At 49.1% G+C, this 16,152-nt stretch carries 10 protein-coding genes; all 10 read left to right on the plus strand.

Annotation, left to right across the window (positions count from 1 at the left end):
- The first annotated feature begins 152 nt into the window (after positions 1-152).
- The 10 genes from thrS to DL88_RS04795 all read left to right on the plus strand — a co-directional run bounded on the left by thrS (position 153) and on the right by DL88_RS04795 (position 15,932).
- Entirely contained in the window at positions 153-2,087 is a 1,935-nt protein-coding gene (thrS, locus tag DL88_RS04750; RefSeq protein WP_034993005.1) for a threonine--tRNA ligase, read from the plus strand.
- Positions 2,088-2,883: 796 nt separating this feature from the next.
- Positions 2,884-4,260, plus strand: coding sequence for a porin family protein (locus DL88_RS04755; protein WP_156970937.1), 1,377 nt, complete (start codon positions 2,884-2,886; stop codon positions 4,258-4,260).
- Between the two features lie 71 nt (positions 4,261-4,331).
- The gene (locus tag DL88_RS04760) at positions 4,332-5,225 is read left to right on the plus strand and encodes a polysaccharide biosynthesis/export family protein (protein ID WP_034992677.1); all 894 of its coding nucleotides are present in this window, start codon (positions 4,332-4,334) and stop codon (positions 5,223-5,225) included.
- A 1,214-nt stretch (positions 5,226-6,439) separates the two neighbouring features.
- Positions 6,440-7,612 carry a glycosyltransferase gene (locus DL88_RS04765; RefSeq protein ID WP_034992679.1) on the plus strand — a complete coding sequence of 391 codons (1,173 nt, stop codon included), beginning with the start codon at positions 6,440-6,442 and terminating at the stop codon, positions 7,610-7,612.
- Between the two features lie 75 nt (positions 7,613-7,687).
- Positions 7,688-9,976 (plus strand): GumC family protein, encoded by a 2,289-nt coding sequence (locus DL88_RS04770; protein ID WP_084704941.1) that lies wholly within the window; start codon positions 7,688-7,690, stop codon positions 9,974-9,976.
- A 9-nt stretch (positions 9,977-9,985) separates the two neighbouring features.
- Positions 9,986-11,068 carry a glycosyltransferase family 2 protein gene (locus tag DL88_RS19770; protein WP_084704943.1) on the plus strand — a complete coding sequence of 361 codons (1,083 nt, stop codon included), beginning with the start codon at positions 9,986-9,988 and terminating at the stop codon, positions 11,066-11,068.
- 10 nt (positions 11,069-11,078) lie between these two features.
- Positions 11,079-12,125, plus strand: a complete 1,047-nt coding sequence (locus DL88_RS19775; RefSeq protein ID WP_084704945.1) for a glycosyltransferase family 4 protein — start codon at positions 11,079-11,081, stop codon at positions 12,123-12,125.
- Positions 12,115-13,305 carry a glycosyltransferase family 4 protein gene (locus DL88_RS04785; RefSeq protein ID WP_051955596.1) on the plus strand — a complete coding sequence of 397 codons (1,191 nt, stop codon included), beginning with the start codon at positions 12,115-12,117 and terminating at the stop codon, positions 13,303-13,305. Before DL88_RS19775 ends, DL88_RS04785 begins: the two co-directional genes overlap by 11 nt.
- Entirely contained in the window at positions 13,305-14,456 is a 1,152-nt protein-coding gene (locus DL88_RS04790; protein WP_034992689.1) for a glycosyltransferase, read from the plus strand. Before DL88_RS04785 ends, DL88_RS04790 begins: the two co-directional genes overlap by 1 nt.
- Positions 14,457-14,465: 9 nt before the next feature.
- Entirely contained in the window at positions 14,466-15,932 is a 1,467-nt protein-coding gene (locus DL88_RS04795) for an O-antigen ligase family protein (RefSeq protein ID WP_156970938.1), read from the plus strand.
- Positions 15,933-16,152 lie beyond the last annotated feature (220 nt).

The raw sequence follows: 16,152 nt of genomic DNA on the forward strand, positions 1-16,152 counted from the left end.
CATTTTGATGTGATTAGGATCGTCCGCAAAGCAACCGTCTGGGTTCGGGAATCCTTGGGCAAGACGCTGCAAGGCCTCGATATTCTCAGCTTAATCAAGTGATGCTTACGCCTGTTGGTTCGGGCGAGTGAGCACGAAAGGAGATGTTTCAAGTGATATCCGTGACTTTTCCCGATGGTGCATCGCGCCAGTTCGAGCCCGGCGTTAGCGGGACCGAGATTGCCAAGAACATTTCCCCATCATTGGCGAAAAAGGCGCTCGCCATGGCTGTCGACGGCAGGCTGAGCGACCTTGCTGATCCCATAAACCATGACGTCCGCATAGAATTCGTCACGCGTGATGATCCACGTGGGCTCGATCTCATTCGCCATGATGCCGCTCATGTGATGGCCGAAGCTGTTCAAACGCTTTTTCCTGGTACCCAGGTCACAATCGGCCCTGTCATCGAGAACGGCTTCTACTATGATTTTTATCGCAAGGAGCCATTTACGCCGTCAGATTTCGCAGCCATCGAGAAAAAAATGGCTGAAATCATCGCTCTCGACAAACCTTTCACCAAAGAGATTTGGACACGGGATGATGCCAAGGCCTGGTTCGAGACTCATGGAGAGGCTTTCAAGGTCGAACTCGTCGACTCCATTCCAGGCGAAGAAGATCTAAAAATCTATCGGCAGGGAGATTGGCTCGATCTTTGTCGCGGGCCACATCTTCCTTCGACCGGAAAGATTGGTAACGCATTTAAAATCATGAAGGTAGCTGGAGCGTACTGGCGTGGCGATCATACCAAGCCAATGCTGCAGCGTATTTATGCGACAGCCTTTGCCAGCAAGGCCGAACTCGACGCTTATTTGAAGCAATTGGAGGAGGCGGAAAAACGCGATCACCGGCGGCTGGGTCGAGAGATGGATCTGTTCCATTTCCAGGAGGAAGGGCCCGGCACCGTTTTTTGGCATCCGAAAGGCTGGACCCTGTTTCAGACCCTCATATCCTATATGCGGAGGCGGCAGCAGGAAGCGGATTATGTGGAAGTCAACACACCGCAAGTACTCGATAGAGCCCTCTGGGAGACATCCGGCCATTGGGCGACCTATCGCGAGAACATGTTTATCACCACGACGGAAGACGAACGCGTCTTCGCGTTGAAACCCATGAACTGCCCGGGCCATGTCCAGATTTTCAAGAATGGATTGAAATCCTATCGCGATCTTCCGTTGAAGATTGCGGAATTCGGCGTCGTTCATCGCTATGAACCTTCGGGAGCGTTGCACGGCGTCATGCGGGTGCGCGCATTCACTCAGGATGACGCACATATTTTCTGCACCGAAGACCAGATCATGGATGAGGTGCTCAAGATCAATGATCTCATTCTGTCGATCTATCGGGATTTCGGCTTCGAGGACATCGTCATAAAATTATCGACACGGCCCGAAAAACGCGTCGGATCGGATGAAGCCTGGGACAAGGCGGAAGCAGCCCTTGGGCGTGTGCTCGAGAAGCTCGGACATCAGTTCAAAACCGGTATCAATCCAGGCGAGGGCGCCTTTTATGGGCCGAAGCTTGAATATACTTTGCGTGACGCTATCGGCCGGGAATGGCAATGCGGCACTACGCAGGTCGATTTCAATTTACCTGGGCGTTTCGGTGCTTTCTATATTACGGCGGAGGGCGAGAAAAGTGTGCCGGTGATGATCCATCGCGCCATGTTTGGTTCGCTCGAACGGTTCACTGGTATTTTGATCGAGCATTACGCTGGCCATCTCCCGCTTTGGCTCTCACCCTTGCAAATTGTCGTGGCAACAATAACCCAAGAGGGTGATGATTATGCTTACGAGGTGATGGCGGCGGCACGCAAACGTGGATTGCGCGTGGATGGAGATCTGCGTAACGAGAAAATTCCCTATAAAGTGCGTGAACATTCTCTCGCTAAAGTGCCTGTTCTGTTCGTTGTTGGCAAGAAAGAAGCCGCTGAGCGCACCGTCTCGATTCGTCGGCTTGGCTCGAACGATCAGAGAACATTAGGCCTCAATGAGGCGCTTGATGAACTGGCAAACGAAGGGTTGCCGCCGGACCTGCGTCAAGCCTCGTAGAAGGGCTCTTGGAGGGATTGGGTGATTCGGCGATACTCCTCGAATCAGGGGCGTCGCCGATGCTTCCATCTGCTGGGCGAATCTTCAAAAACGCCAATATCCGATCGAGGTGGACTGAAGAGACCTTTCCGAAAAATTTGGAGTGTTTACCCGAAAGCGAAAGCATTTCTCGTGGGTTACATTGATCGACCGATTTTCCATGCGAAATCTCCTTGCTCAAATCCGTCCGAGCAAGGAGAGTCACTTGCAATGCATCCAAAGTAGGAAATGGGGTGAACGCGTTTCATTGGCCCAAGGGCGGATAATCGAGATGATCCGTCAGTATAATTTAAATAGATTTATGGTAAATTGAGAAGTTAAAGCGATTTCAGGTCATTCCTGAAAGGATTCTAGCAAAGGTAAGGGGGTACCAAGCCGGGTCTTGTTGGATTTTTGCAACAAGAGGTTTGTATCATTCACTCCGCGAAATGGCAGATAAGCCCGAAGAGGTTCCATAATTATTTGAAATATAGCAAGTTTTAAAGGCAACCCGCCGACGTGACGCGGATCGCTCTCCTTGACCGATTGTTGTGGGCATGAGAAGAAGTCAGCAGTGGACTGATTAGGAGTCATTGCAAGATGGCTGCTTTATTTTACGCGATATCCTAGGTGTCCCGCGATCTGCCGGGAGGGGGGCGAATTGAATTGACCTTTTCTGGGTCGCTGAGGAGATTTGAACGAGTTTATCGTTATAATTTGTCGGATTGTGTTTCTGTTTCGAAATTTGTCGTGGGTTGAGTGCGTTTATGAAGATGGGTTGCTGCGCAATGGCGAGTACATGTTGAAAATGATGTCAAGAAATCGTTTTTTCTTGGCTTTTTTTCTGTGTTGTCTGGGCTGGGTAGATGTTCATGCTCAGAACGTAGTCGTGCGACCGGAGCCTGCCGCAGCGCCGGATGGATGGGTTCGTTCGCTTGAGCGCGACTTCCGGACGTTTCTTTATTACATGAAGCCCCTCGATTATGTGCCGATCAGCTTGGCTATCGAGCAGAATGTTTTTTATGATGATAACGTACAACTTGCCCCGGCAGGGCAGCCCTTAACACCTGGGACTTCGCGTGGGGATTTCCTGTCCTCGACCAATCTCAATGGCTCGATGAAGTTTCCCGTAGGATCGCAGACCTTTTTTGTGAGCGGCGGCTATAATATGCAGCGTTACGCTTACAATAAAATTTTCAATTCCAATAATTATCATGTGGATGGTGGCATGAACTGGAGCCTTGGAAACAGGTGCTTCGGTGATATTGTCGGAGCAACCGCAACTTACCAGTCACCGTTTATCCAGCAAAATGTTATCAATCAGATCAATCTGATCACCCAGACTTCCGGTACCGCATCAGCGCGTTGCCATATCGGAGGCCAAATCTATGGCTTTGCGAATGGGGGGTGGCGGCAATATACAAACACCGCTGCAGAGCTTCAAACCAACAACCGGGACCAGACGTTTGAAACTGTTGGGCTGGAGTACAATCATTCGCCATTGGACCGTTTTGGGGTAAGTGCGACTTTCGTGCGCCGCCAATTCACAACACGGCCCGCGACAGACAATGGGCAATTGGCCGAAGGGATCGATCAGCAGAATTATCTCTTTAATTACGAGCGTGTGATTTCGCCTAAAATAATGGTGTCGGGTACAGCTGGTGTTGCAGCCGTCCAGGGGCGGTTTCCGACTTACACGGTGCGCGATGATTTTCCGATTTACTCGGTTGATTTCAGGTGGCTCTTAACACCGAGGTTCTCGATAAATTTCGGCAGCGCCAGAATGATCACTGCTCCGCAGGGTATGGTTTCCAATGCTCAGGAAGAGGAGCGGCAAAACCTTAATATGGGCTATCGGATTTCGCCGCGTCTGTCGCTTGAGGCCTATGTAAGTAGGATGAAATTCAATAATAGTGTGTTAGGAACGGCTTCGGGATCGAATGTTGCATTTCAGCAGCAACGGGTTTGGATGGGCGGGTTTCTCCTAACCTATTATGTAAGTCCTTATCTGCAGCTTCTTGCATCTTATACTTATACTGATCGTCTCGACACAGTTCAGGGTTACGACGCGAAGTCTAACCGGTTTATGTTTGGTCTTTCTTATCATGGGCGTGATTTCTACATAAACCACGGCAAAGCAACTGTAATCGACTAGGATGAGCGAAACGCCAACCATCGGTGATTTGGCAGGGTTGATTGGCGATGGGAAGATAGAGGGATATTGAGATGCGGGAGAAAGCATCGGATGGTGCAATGAGCTTTAACGTTTTTCGTTGGACAGGCCCTCGCGTCGATCGTGTGCAGGGTTCTCGAAAAGCCGGATCGTTGGCCTTTGTCGTAGGGGCTGCAGCTATTGCCGGGGCGGCGGTCTGCGCGGCGACTATCTTGGAAAGCAGCTCCGTTCTCGCGGCGGCACATCGGCTTATGCCATCGGATGTTGTTCAGATCCGTGTTATAGGGCAACCGGATCTCGATACTCAGGCTCGTGTCGATACGGATGGGACCATTGGATTTCCCTATGCCGGGCGTGTCATGGCGAAAGGACTGAGCGAGGCAGAGCTTGGCAAACGTATCTCCCAAATCCTGGATAGAGCAGATGTCATTAAGAAGCCCCAAGTTGTCGTCTCACTGACCACATTTGGCGGGCAGGTTTCGGTGCAGGGTGCTGTAGGCGCGCCGGGTCAATTTGTGCTTGATAGGCCGCTTAATTTGGCGCAAGCCTTAGCGAGAGCCGGGGGTGTTCGTGATACTGCTGGCAGTGTTGTCAAGATTCAACGTGAGACACCTCATGGTCTTTCGGTGACAAGTTATTCGGTAGATGAAGTCATGTCAGGCCGGCATGTTCCTTTTATTCAGAATAACGACAATATCGTTGTGGAGGTTGCTCCAGTTTTCTTCCTTTATGGGTTTGTCACCCGGGCGGGGCAATATCCACTCAAACCGGGTATGAGTGTCCAGCAGGCCTTGGCGCTTGGGGGTGGTATCAGCGATTTGGGTTCAGATTGGCGCTTGGAAATCAAGCGGCGACTTGATGACGGAAGCGTTGTTGAAGCACCTGTCACGTTGGACGATCCAGTGCAGCCGAATGATACAATTGTCGTGAACGAGCGCTGGTTCTAGGACAGAAGTCCTTATTTCGAACTTATCCTTGTATCGATTCCCCCAAGGTAGGGTCGGAAGGGTAAAAAGACGAATAGGCAGCATGCTATTAATTTGACCAAATTGCGATGGGTCTGATTCATTGCGATTTGGTTTAGGCGGTTGTCTAGGCGTATGGATTGCGGGTGAAATGAAGCAGTCCCTGCTCTTAGGGACCAACGCTATGCAAATTTTCCGCATCCTGGCTGCGGACTTCAAACTGCTCATACATTGAAATTGCATCTGCGTAACCGAAATAATGAAATGAACTTTTTTGCTCGCACTCTAATTCATATGTGAATCACTATTTCGATTTGTTCAGGATTATCGAACGCAGGCGTCGCTACGTCTTCAAACAAAAATGAACCTGTTTCTAAATGACGCATCTGTTATTTTGTTGAAAGTTCTCCATATCAGAACTGAAACTCAGTTCTTCCATTTTTATAACCGTGATATTTCCTCGATTTTGACCATCTGAAACGGCTCAGCGATCACGTTTCGCTTCTCGAGGGTCGATTCGTGTTTGACGGAGAAATCCCCATCAGCCGGTGAGTTGGGTGCATCGCTTTTTCCGCTACTCCTAGAAAACCAAAATTTTCTCAGATATCTTCAAAAAGCCGTTGAATAAAATTAGTGCTTATCGAATTGTCTGATTCAACCTGATTTTTGAATGTGGCGGGTGAGTAGCGCTCAAGCTTAACATCAATGTTACTGGTACATCTGTGAAACTCCTATCCTTATGCCATAAACTATGAAACTTTTTGTGCTTTACGGCAATTTCAAGGAGGAAGGAGTTTTATTCGTTTAATCCCGCCACGTGATCTGCGAGGATTAAACTGAACAGACCCTGAGAAATTTGGGTAATGACCTTCAATAAATCAATTTCTACAAATAATTTCAATCTAGTCGACATTGCGTAATGGTACAGAATGATCTATATTAATAAATAGGAAGCTGTGCCGTTCTCTTGCTGTGTGCATATACCCGCAAAATGTGCTCAGTGAAGTCTCGCTGCTTAATAAGAGCAAATTTCGATTTCAATTAAAGCTTTTGGTTATTGCGGATTGGGCAGCTTGCAGGTTGGTTGTCAGCAATGATGGACTAACGTAAAGGCGGGTCAATGTGTTGGGGCGTATGACATGTGCGTTCGTGCGGCATGGGTGGGCTTGGCTTTCTTTTTTGCGTGGTGATTTGTTATGCGTGTGGCCGTTGTACATGACTGGCTTTACGTTCTCGGAGGTGCCGAGCGTGTTTTGAAGGGGATATTGCGGTGCTATCCCGGAGCGGACGTTTTTTGTCTGTTTGATTTGCTCCCGGCGTCTGATCGGCGAAAAATCGGTTATGAAACGAGCCGTGCCTCATTTTTGCAAAAGATGCCAGGTATCCGCCATCATCAGCTTTATCTGCCTTTGATGCCGCTCGCGATCGAACAGACAGATTTACGAGATTACGACCTCATTATATCGAGCAGTTACGCGGTTGCCAAAGGAATTATTACTGGTCCAGATCAGCTGCATGTAAGTTACGTGCATTCACCCATGCGATATGCCTGGGATTTGCAGCAAACTTATTTGGAGGAGGCGCGCCTCGATAAAGGAATTCGGACGCTCTTTGTTCGCTTATTGTTACACTGGATGCGTATTTGGGACACGCGTACGGCGAATGGAGTGGACGCCTATATTGCCAATTCTCGATTCGTCGCGCGACGTATTCATAAATTGTATGGGCGTGATTCAGAGGTTATTTACCCTCCTGTTACTGTGCCGACTATTGTTCCGACGACAAAGAAAGAGAAATATTTCCTGACTGCTTCTCGTCTTGTACCTTACAAGAACACAAGAATTATCGTCGAGGCTTTTCGTGCTCTCCCGGATGAGAAGTTACTGGTTGTCGGCAACGGTCCTGAGCTCGCTTCTTTAAAAGAAAGGGCGGGGCCGAATGTTCAGTTTCTTGGTTTTGTTGAAGATTCAGAGTTGCAGACGCTTATGAGAGGCGCGCGCGCTTTTATATTCGCGGCACATGAAGATTTTGGAATCGTGGTTGTGGAGGCGCAAGGTCAAGGAACACCGGTTATTGCTCTCGGCAAAGGGGGAGCGCGTGAGACTGTGGTTGCGGGAGGTGCCGCGCCGACAGGACTATTTTTCGATGAGCCTAATTCTTCAGAGGTAGCTCATGCCGTCAGTCGTTTCATTCGATCGGAGGCAGCTTTTCTACCTGTTAATTGTCACAGAAATGCACTTCGCTTTAGCGAAGAGCGGTTCGATCATACCTTTAAGAAATATGTCGATGAATGTTGGGAGAGGTTTCAGGCCTCTCTTGTTAGTCCAGTGCCTAATATTGTTCCGCCAATGGTCATTGCTTATAAGTAAGCGAAATGACGTCTCACAGGACTGGCAGGCTGGTCGCTGTCATTCATCGATATATCGACGGGTGGAAACAGAGTGATGAACATCGTGCCAAATGATATCCGTGAAAATCAACCAAGTAGATTGCTCATGTCGGCAATTCCTCAGCCTGAGGAACGCGGTCCGAGCTTACTTGATGTCATTTTTCGGCGGAAATGGCAAATCCTGATCTTTGCGTGTGTGGCTACGCTTTTGATGGCCCTTTACGTTTATCACGTTCCTCCGCGTTATTCATCCTCAGCTTCTATCTTATTCGATCCACGACAGGTGCGTCTGATTGGTAATGAACAGATTATTACCGGCCAGGCGTTGGATGAAATGCAAATCCACAGCACTGTTGAGGTGTTCAGTTCAAGAAAACTTGCTGAAGCAGTGGTCAAAAAGCTGGATCTAAACAAGCGTCCTGAATTCTGCGAGCAATCACCGTCGTTGTTTCAAACAATCAGTCATTGGATTAGCGGGTACTTCGGCCATGTGGCGGCTCCTGAACCATCTGGTCCATGTGAAGTGAGTATCGCGAAAGCGGCGAGGCAATTAATAGAATCGGTCTCAGCGCGGGATGAAGGTAAATCTTATGTTATTCGGCTTCAAGTGGAGTCCAATGATCCTCAACTCGCTGCTGATATAGCCAATGCTTATGCGCGCGTTTTCATTGAAGATCGCTTTGAACAGCATCGCGAGCTGACTGAAAAGGCACGTGAATGGTTGATTAGTTATATTGATCGTCTTGGCCGGCAGACAGCGCAAGCAGATGCAGCTGTTGCGGAATATCGTGGCAGACACCATCTCACGCCTTTGCGTGGTGAAACGCTCGTCTCGCAAAATCTCTCTGATGTCAATACACAGTTAACAACTCTCGATAATGAGATTGCGCAGAAGCAAAGCTCTCTCAATCAATTGATGAATGTCATCAAAACGAATGGGGAAATGTCGGCGATTGCACCGTTCGTCAATTCGTCCACTATCAATGCGCCGTTGCTAAGAAGTTTGTTGGAGAAAGAGTCCATATTGGCCAGTAAAGATGCTGAATTACGGACCCAATATGGCTCAGCACATCCGAAGGTAGTTGCCACAGCAGCTTTGCTGTCGCAGATGCATCGTCAGATCATGACAGAGTTTTCGAAGAGCGTGGACGGTTTGAAACAGGAAATAACGGCTCTCGACGCGCGTAGGGCGTTGTTGTCGACGCAGTTAACAAACTTGCAATCACGTGTCGGACAGCAAGGTGATGAAGATGTTCACCTGCAGGAATTGTTGCGTGCAGCTGAGACAAGTCGTCATGTCTATCAAAATGCACTGACGCGATTGAAGGAGATTGAGATGGAACAGGGGGTCTGGCGCCCCGATTCCCAACTTGTAACGGAAGCTGTTCCCGCTCCCTTTCCTTTTTATCCGCGCAAATCCTTAATGATTGCTGGAGCGTTTCTTGCCTCGCTTTGTGTCGGTTCTGGAGTGGCATTTGGATTGAGTTTGCAGCAGCGATCATTCCGGCACGCGAAGCATATCGAAACTGAAACGGGATTGCCGATGCTCGGTGTCTTCGCTCTGCCGCCAGCGCATATACGCCCCCAGGACGTCACTATCGATGCCCCCCTCTCTTTGGAGGCGGAATGTCTTCAAAAAATTCTCGTCAATATTTTGCGGTCGAGATCCGAGGGTGCGGGAGGTGGAAAGATCGTTATGGTGACGTCCGCTCTGCCCGGTGAAGGGAAGACATCCTTTAGTGTCGCTCTGGGTCGGGCTGCGGCGCAGGCTGGTTTGTCAACTGTATTGGTTGATTGCGATCTTCGTCGTCCAACGGTGCTTCAGAAATTACGTGGATATCTTGGCGGCCCGACAGCCTTTTTGCCTGTGACCAGAGAAATGGGTGATAGTGAGACTGATTATCAACATGCTCTTGTGACTGACCGAGATTCGACACTCAAAATTATTCCACTGGCGCGTAATGACACCGCAAGCCCGCATGTGATCATTGGTGCCCCCGCACTGAAACAGATGCTCCAAGGGCTTCGGCGTTCTTTTGATCTCGTCCTAATCGACACACCGCCTCTGCTCGTGGCATCGGACGGATTGCCACTGTCATATCTAGTTGACGAACTGGTTTTTTTGATCGATTGGCAGACAACACCGCGGGATGCTGTAGGCGAAGCGATAGAGATTTTGCGGCGTCATGAAGCTCCGATAGCTGGCATCGTTCTAGGCAAGGTTGATCTGGAAAAATATACAAAGGTTGCTGGGACGAGCTCTTACGCGCGCAGTTATTATCATTATGGTCATTCAAATCAGCAGACTGAAACAAAAACGCGAAGCTCGGAATGGTTAAACTAAGAGGAAATAATGTCAGTGATCATTCCGGATGATGCGAGCTCTACGCCAAATCAGATAACTATTGGCGTTCAAATCAGCACTTTTCAGCGTCCGTCCGGCTTGCAACGCTGTCTAGAAGGGCTAGCGGAACAAAGCTTGCGGCCCGACGATGTTATGGTCATTTGTCGGGAAGATGATGCTGCGACGCATGCGTGGTTTGTCGATGTTTGGCCTCAACTTGATATTGCTCGCCAAGATAATGCCTTGCCTATTCGTATCATCAACGTTGCCACCCCTGGATTGGTTAATTCGCGTAATGCGGGTTTGAATGCCTGTCGTACAGACATTCTGGCGATTATTGACGATGACGTCGTGCCGCCCCGTGAATGGCTTGCTCATATACACAAACATTTCAAAGATGATCCGACCCTTGGTGCCCTGGGTGGGCGCGATCATGTCCACAATGGTGAGCGTTTCGATGAGCGGCAGAAAGGTCCCGTTGGACTTCTTCAATGGTTCGGTCGTGCCATCGGCAACCACCATCTCGGTTTTGGTCCCGCGCGGCCCGTGCATTTCTTAAAGGGCGCGAACATGATCTACCGGGCGAAGGCTATAGACGGTTTGCGCTTCGATACCAGGCTTCGTGGTCGTTTTGTGCAGCCGCATGACGACTTATCCTTTTCTCTCAAGGTGACGAAGCGAGGGTGGAAATTAGTCTACGACCCAGACGTGATGGTTTTTCATTATGCTGGACGTCCAGATCAACGCGCCTATAGTTCGATTGCACGACAAGTTAAGCTTGATGAGGTACGAGACTCATCTTTCAACATGGTTATCGCTCTTTGGGAAGTTTTGCCGATTTGGAGGCGTGTTGCTTTTATCATCTGGTCGTTCTTGATCGGCACGGGTGTCGAACCTGGGTTGGTTCAAGCCGTGCGGTATACTCCTCAACTTGGTCTTGTCTCCTGGAGGCGGCTTCTGGCTGCCCAACAAGGCAAGTTTCAGGCATTAGTTTATTTGTTCAGAGCGATAGACACGTCGGAGCAGACGCATCTTCCGCAATCTGATCGTTGCTTGGGGCCAGTCAGAGATCGCAAGACCGGCACGCTTTGATGAGGGCAGGATGGTTCTGCGGATTACGATTTTTCACACTTCCTTGCCGTCGCCGACGCGCAAAGTTGGCGGTGTAGAGGCATCGGTTCATCGTCTTGCAAATTTATTGGCTGTTGATCCATCGTTAGATGTGACTGTATTGACCTGTGATAACAAGCCGGTTGATGCGCTCTACCGTTGTGAACATATCTATCCGCTGGCGATGCGAAGCCAGTTGTTTCGCTTGTTTGTGCTTCCATTCCTACTGAATTTTCATAATTTTAGTACAACTGATGTCGTCCATCTTCACGGCGATGACTGGTTCTGGGTGTGGCGTAGGGTGCCGACTATCAGGACGATGCATGGTTCAGCGAAGCGAGAGGCACAAACGGCAAAATCGCTCAAGCGCAAGTTGATTCAATATTTGGTATATCCGCTTGAGCAATTATCGGTTCGACTTGCGACTTGCTCCGTCGCCGTGGGCAAGGATACTCAGGCGATTTACGGCTGCGATGAATTGATCGGAAATGGAGTGAGTCTTGCTCGATTTTCGCCGCGTTCCAAAACCTCGTTTCCGTTGCTTGTCTTTATCGGAACTTGGAGTGGGCGCAAACGGGGCAGTTTTATCTTCGAGACGTTTTGTAAGGAAATATTGCCACGTTTTCCAGAAGCTCAATTATGTATGGTGAGCGATTACACGCCGCCGCATGAGAATGTTATCGGTCATAAACATCTTCCAGAAGCTGATCTTGGAGTTCTTCTGTCTGAAGCGTGGGTATTTGCTTATCCCAGTCAATATGAAGGCTTTGGTATTCCCTATGTTGAAGCCCTCGCCAGTGGCACAGCGATCGTGACGACGGATAATCCCGGTGCAAGAGAAGTGTTGGAGGAGGGACGTTACGGTATCATTTGTTCGGATGCGGAGTTCGGTAGCAAATTGGTCGATCTTCTGACGGATGCGTCGAAGCGTGATGAGTTTGCGAGGGGCGGATTGGCGCGCGCGGCAGAATTCAGTGACAAGACGGTCGCGGCTCGCTATGCGTCTCTTTATCGAGAGGTCGCAGACCATGTTGAATAATAGCGTTGTCGCGGATGAGAGATCCCCTGTAGAGAATACAGCCTCGTCTCTGCGCTGTTTGCAGATAGGGATACGGTGGCGTGGGCAGGGAGCGGGAGGTCTCGATCGCGTTTTTTTTGATCTCTGCCATTCCTTACCAAAACAGGGTGTTGCGATTCATGGGCTGGTGGTTGAGCCCGTTGAGGCTGGGTTAAGCACCAATGAACTGATCGAATCCTTTACCGCCGAGGATGCGGGTTATATTGGCCGACTTTTTGGCGCACGCAGGAAAATTGACCAGCTCCTTGCCACGGAAAATATTGATGTTGTCGCCGCTCATTTTGCCTTTCATATCGGGACGGCACTTGATCGCTTGCATGATCACCCGCTCGTCATGCATTTTCACGGCCCTTGGGCGGAGGAATCCGCCTTTGAAGGGGAGAGCGAGGTCTCTGTATTCGCTAAGCGTTTAATTGAGAAATACGTTTATAGGCGTGCCGAACGGCTCATTGTGCTTTCAAATGCCTTTCGCGATATCCTCGTTCGGGAATACGGTATCGCGCCGGAGCGTATATGTGTCATAAGCGGTGGTGTGGATGTTGATCGTTTTCGGTTGCGGTTATCCCGTATTGCGGCGCGTGAAACACTGGGGTGGCCGACAGACCGGCCGATATTAATTAGTGTCCGACGTATGACAGAGCGAATGGGGTTAGATCGATTGCTTCTCGCCATGCAGACAATCGTGAAAGCTCAACCAGATGTCCTTTTAATGCTGGGCGGTACAGGTCATCTTTCCGAATCATTACAAAAACAGTCCAAGGCTTTAGGTCTTGAATCGCATATTCGGTTCCTTGGCTTCGTTCCTGATGCGCTCCTTCCGTTGGCTTATCGAGCTGCTGATATCAATGTCGTTCCTTCCGTTGCCTTGGAGGGGTTTGGGCTGACTGCAGGAGAAGCCCTGGCTGCCGGAACACCATCGATGGTGACCCCAATAGGTGGTTTGCCGGAGGTTGTTGAGGATCTTTCAACAGATCTTATTTTCGCGTCTTCTAAACCCGATGATCTCGCGGCGGGTCTAGTTGACGCCATAAGCGGTGCTATTTCTTTGCCGACAATAGAAGCCTGTGAGAGCTTTGCATCGCGATTTGATTTAGCGCGGGTTGCTGCAAAAACAGCAGCAATCTATCGGGAAGTGGCTTGATGCCGAGAAAGATTCTTTTCGTCAACCACACCGGGCAAATGGGCGGCGCAGAAGTCATGCTGGTGACGGTAGCGCACCACTATCGTAGCGACTGTCACGTCGTGTTATTTTCCGACGGGCCGTTAAGGCAAAAACTTCTCGAATGCGGCGTTTCTGTCAGCGTGCTTGACAGCGATAAATCCATGTTGACAATTTCGCGGCAGGGAGGGTGGCTTGATACACTCTTCTCGGTGCCCGCAGTTCTCAGAACGGCATGGAGTTTAGCCGGTGTAGCTCGGCATTACGATCTTCTTTATCCAAATTCTCAAAAAGCTGCCGTCATCACGATGCTGACGGGTGCATTCCTTCGCAAACCCGTGATCTGGTATTTGCATGATATTCTTTCTGCGGCACATTTCAGCACCTTACAGCGTCGTGTCGTTGTCGGCTTAGCAAATTACACTACGCGATGGGTGTTGACCAATTCGCAAGTCAGCCGAAATGCATTCATAGCTAGCGGAGGTGATGAAAATCGTATTTCGGTCGCTCCATGTGGTGTCGACTCGGCACCATTCGATACAGTCACCGAAACGGAGGTCCGCAATTTCAGGCAAGAGCTTGGCCTTGAGGAGGTTCCAGTCATCGGTTTATTCGGGCGGATCACTCCATGGAAAGGTCAGCATGTGCTGATCGAAGCATTGACTCAATTACCTGACGTTCATGCTCTCATCGTTGGGGATTCCCTTTTTGGGGAAGATGTTTATAAACAGGAGCTGAAAGAACTTACCACACGTCTTGGGCTGCAAGACAGGATCCATTGGCTTGGATTCAGACTGGATGTTCCTCGTCTTATGCGCTCAGTCGATATCATCGTGCATTGTTCCACTTCTCCTGAACCATATGGTCTGGTCATTGTCGAAGCCATGTTGGCCAAGCATATCATTATCGCAGCGGATGACGGTGCGTCGCGCGAATTGCTTGGTGATGACTATCCATTTCTTGTCACACCCGGGGAACCGGAGATTCTTACTAACGCCATAGTACAAGTTCGCTCTTGCAATACAGAAGAAAAAGAATGTCTCGTTGAGAGAAATTTGCAACGGGCGCGCACGCTTTTTTCCCCAGAACGTATGCTCTCAGATATCGATCGTATTGTTAGCCAAGTGGGGTGAAGTAGCATCATGTCAAAAACCTTAACCCTGCCATACCGCTCGGGTTTATCCTTGCGATATGAAACCGTCGTTGGCTTGAAACAAGTCTTGGCGATGTTGATGCTTGTGAGCATCACATGGCTTATTGCGGTCCTTCATCTTGCTATTTTGGCACGGTCTGTTTACCTCGTCGTCGGCGTTGGCTTGGGCATTTATTATATTCGTCGTTCACCTTGGCAATATTTGAGCTGGGTTCTGTGGTTTTGGACTCTTTCTCCGTTTATGCGCAGAATTTGCGATTATTATTCGCAGCCGGATACGATCAATATTGTTTTGATTACGCCTAATTTTCTAACTTTGCTCATGTTTCCATCCGTTATAACGAGCAGAACATTGCTGAAAAGGAAGGAAGGCGCGGTGGGGCTCCTGCTGCTTGTTCCGGCGCTTTATGGACTTTGCGTAAGCTTTTTGAGAGCTGACATTTATGCGGGTGCTGTCGCCACTCTTGATTGGATCATCCCATTAATATATTATTGGTATATTATAGATAAGGCTAATTATGTCGAAGAGTGTAAGCCGTATTTGGATGTATTTGTGCCGTTGAGTTTGGGTATTATTTCCCTTTATGGAATTTATCAGAATTTTTATCCACCGCCATGGGATGTGCAATATTGGAATTTTTTTAAGGGTGAAGGAGACATATTTAAAGAAGTCCCAATGTTTAGCGTAATGAACAGTGTGGGTGTTTTTGCGATGTGGCTCGTAATGCTCATCGTGTTATCACTCAATATTGGTGGCATCTTTTCTTTTTTTGCGATGCCCGTTGCCCTTTTGGCGCTTGTTATGACGGAAGTTCGCGCGGCGCTTGGTACGCTTGCGCTTGCGCTTTTACTCACAATGATATTTGGTCGAGGTCGGCTTGTTTCGTCTCTTTTCGGGGTGCTAATCGCCATTATGGTCAGTTCTGGCTTGTTCTTGGCCTTGGATTCTGAAGTGTCTTCAAAACTAATTTCGCGTTTTTCATCAGTGGGCGATCTGCAAAATGATGGAAGTGCGCGGGTCCGCCAAGAATTGTTTTTCAGAACCGGCCCTGAATTTATTGAGTCACATCCCTTTGGTGTTGGCATTGGCGCTGTTGGCAAAGGGGCACGCGACGATAAAGGTCGCGATAAAGAAAAGTTCAATGATCTCGACTCTGGTATCATCGCTCCTTTTGTCGTTTTTGGCTGGGCTGCAGGTTTCGTATATTTTTTCGGGATGGTCGCCGTTGTGATACAAGCTGGTCTTGCGGCATGGCGATCAAAATCGCAACTAGCATTTGTTTTTGCCGTGAATGCAGCAGCGTTTTTGATGACCTGTTTGTTTACAGTGGTTATTGGTATTCAGGGGATGATTGTCTGGTTTAGCGCATCCTGTGCTGTGGCCATTGAAATTGCAACTCGAAGTCAACGAAATGTGATGAAGGCACGGCGCGAATATAAGGACTGGCGTGTCTGAACTTTGTGACAAGGCTTCAGAATATCTGATTATCATAGATGTTCATACCTGGTTGTAATTTGGCGTTTAATGCTAGGTTTCAACAAGGCAGACTCGTCGAGCTTGGCGACCGCAGGGTGGTGGTGGTTTTTAGCCCGACCCCATTGATCCCGACTTGTCAGGATCAATGAGGCTTAGCACTACAATTGCGTTTTGTGATGATTTCTGGATCTATAGGTGA

It is taken from the genome of Beijerinckia mobilis (assembly GCF_000745425.1).
Classification (GTDB): domain Bacteria; phylum Pseudomonadota; class Alphaproteobacteria; order Rhizobiales; family Beijerinckiaceae; genus Beijerinckia; species Beijerinckia mobilis.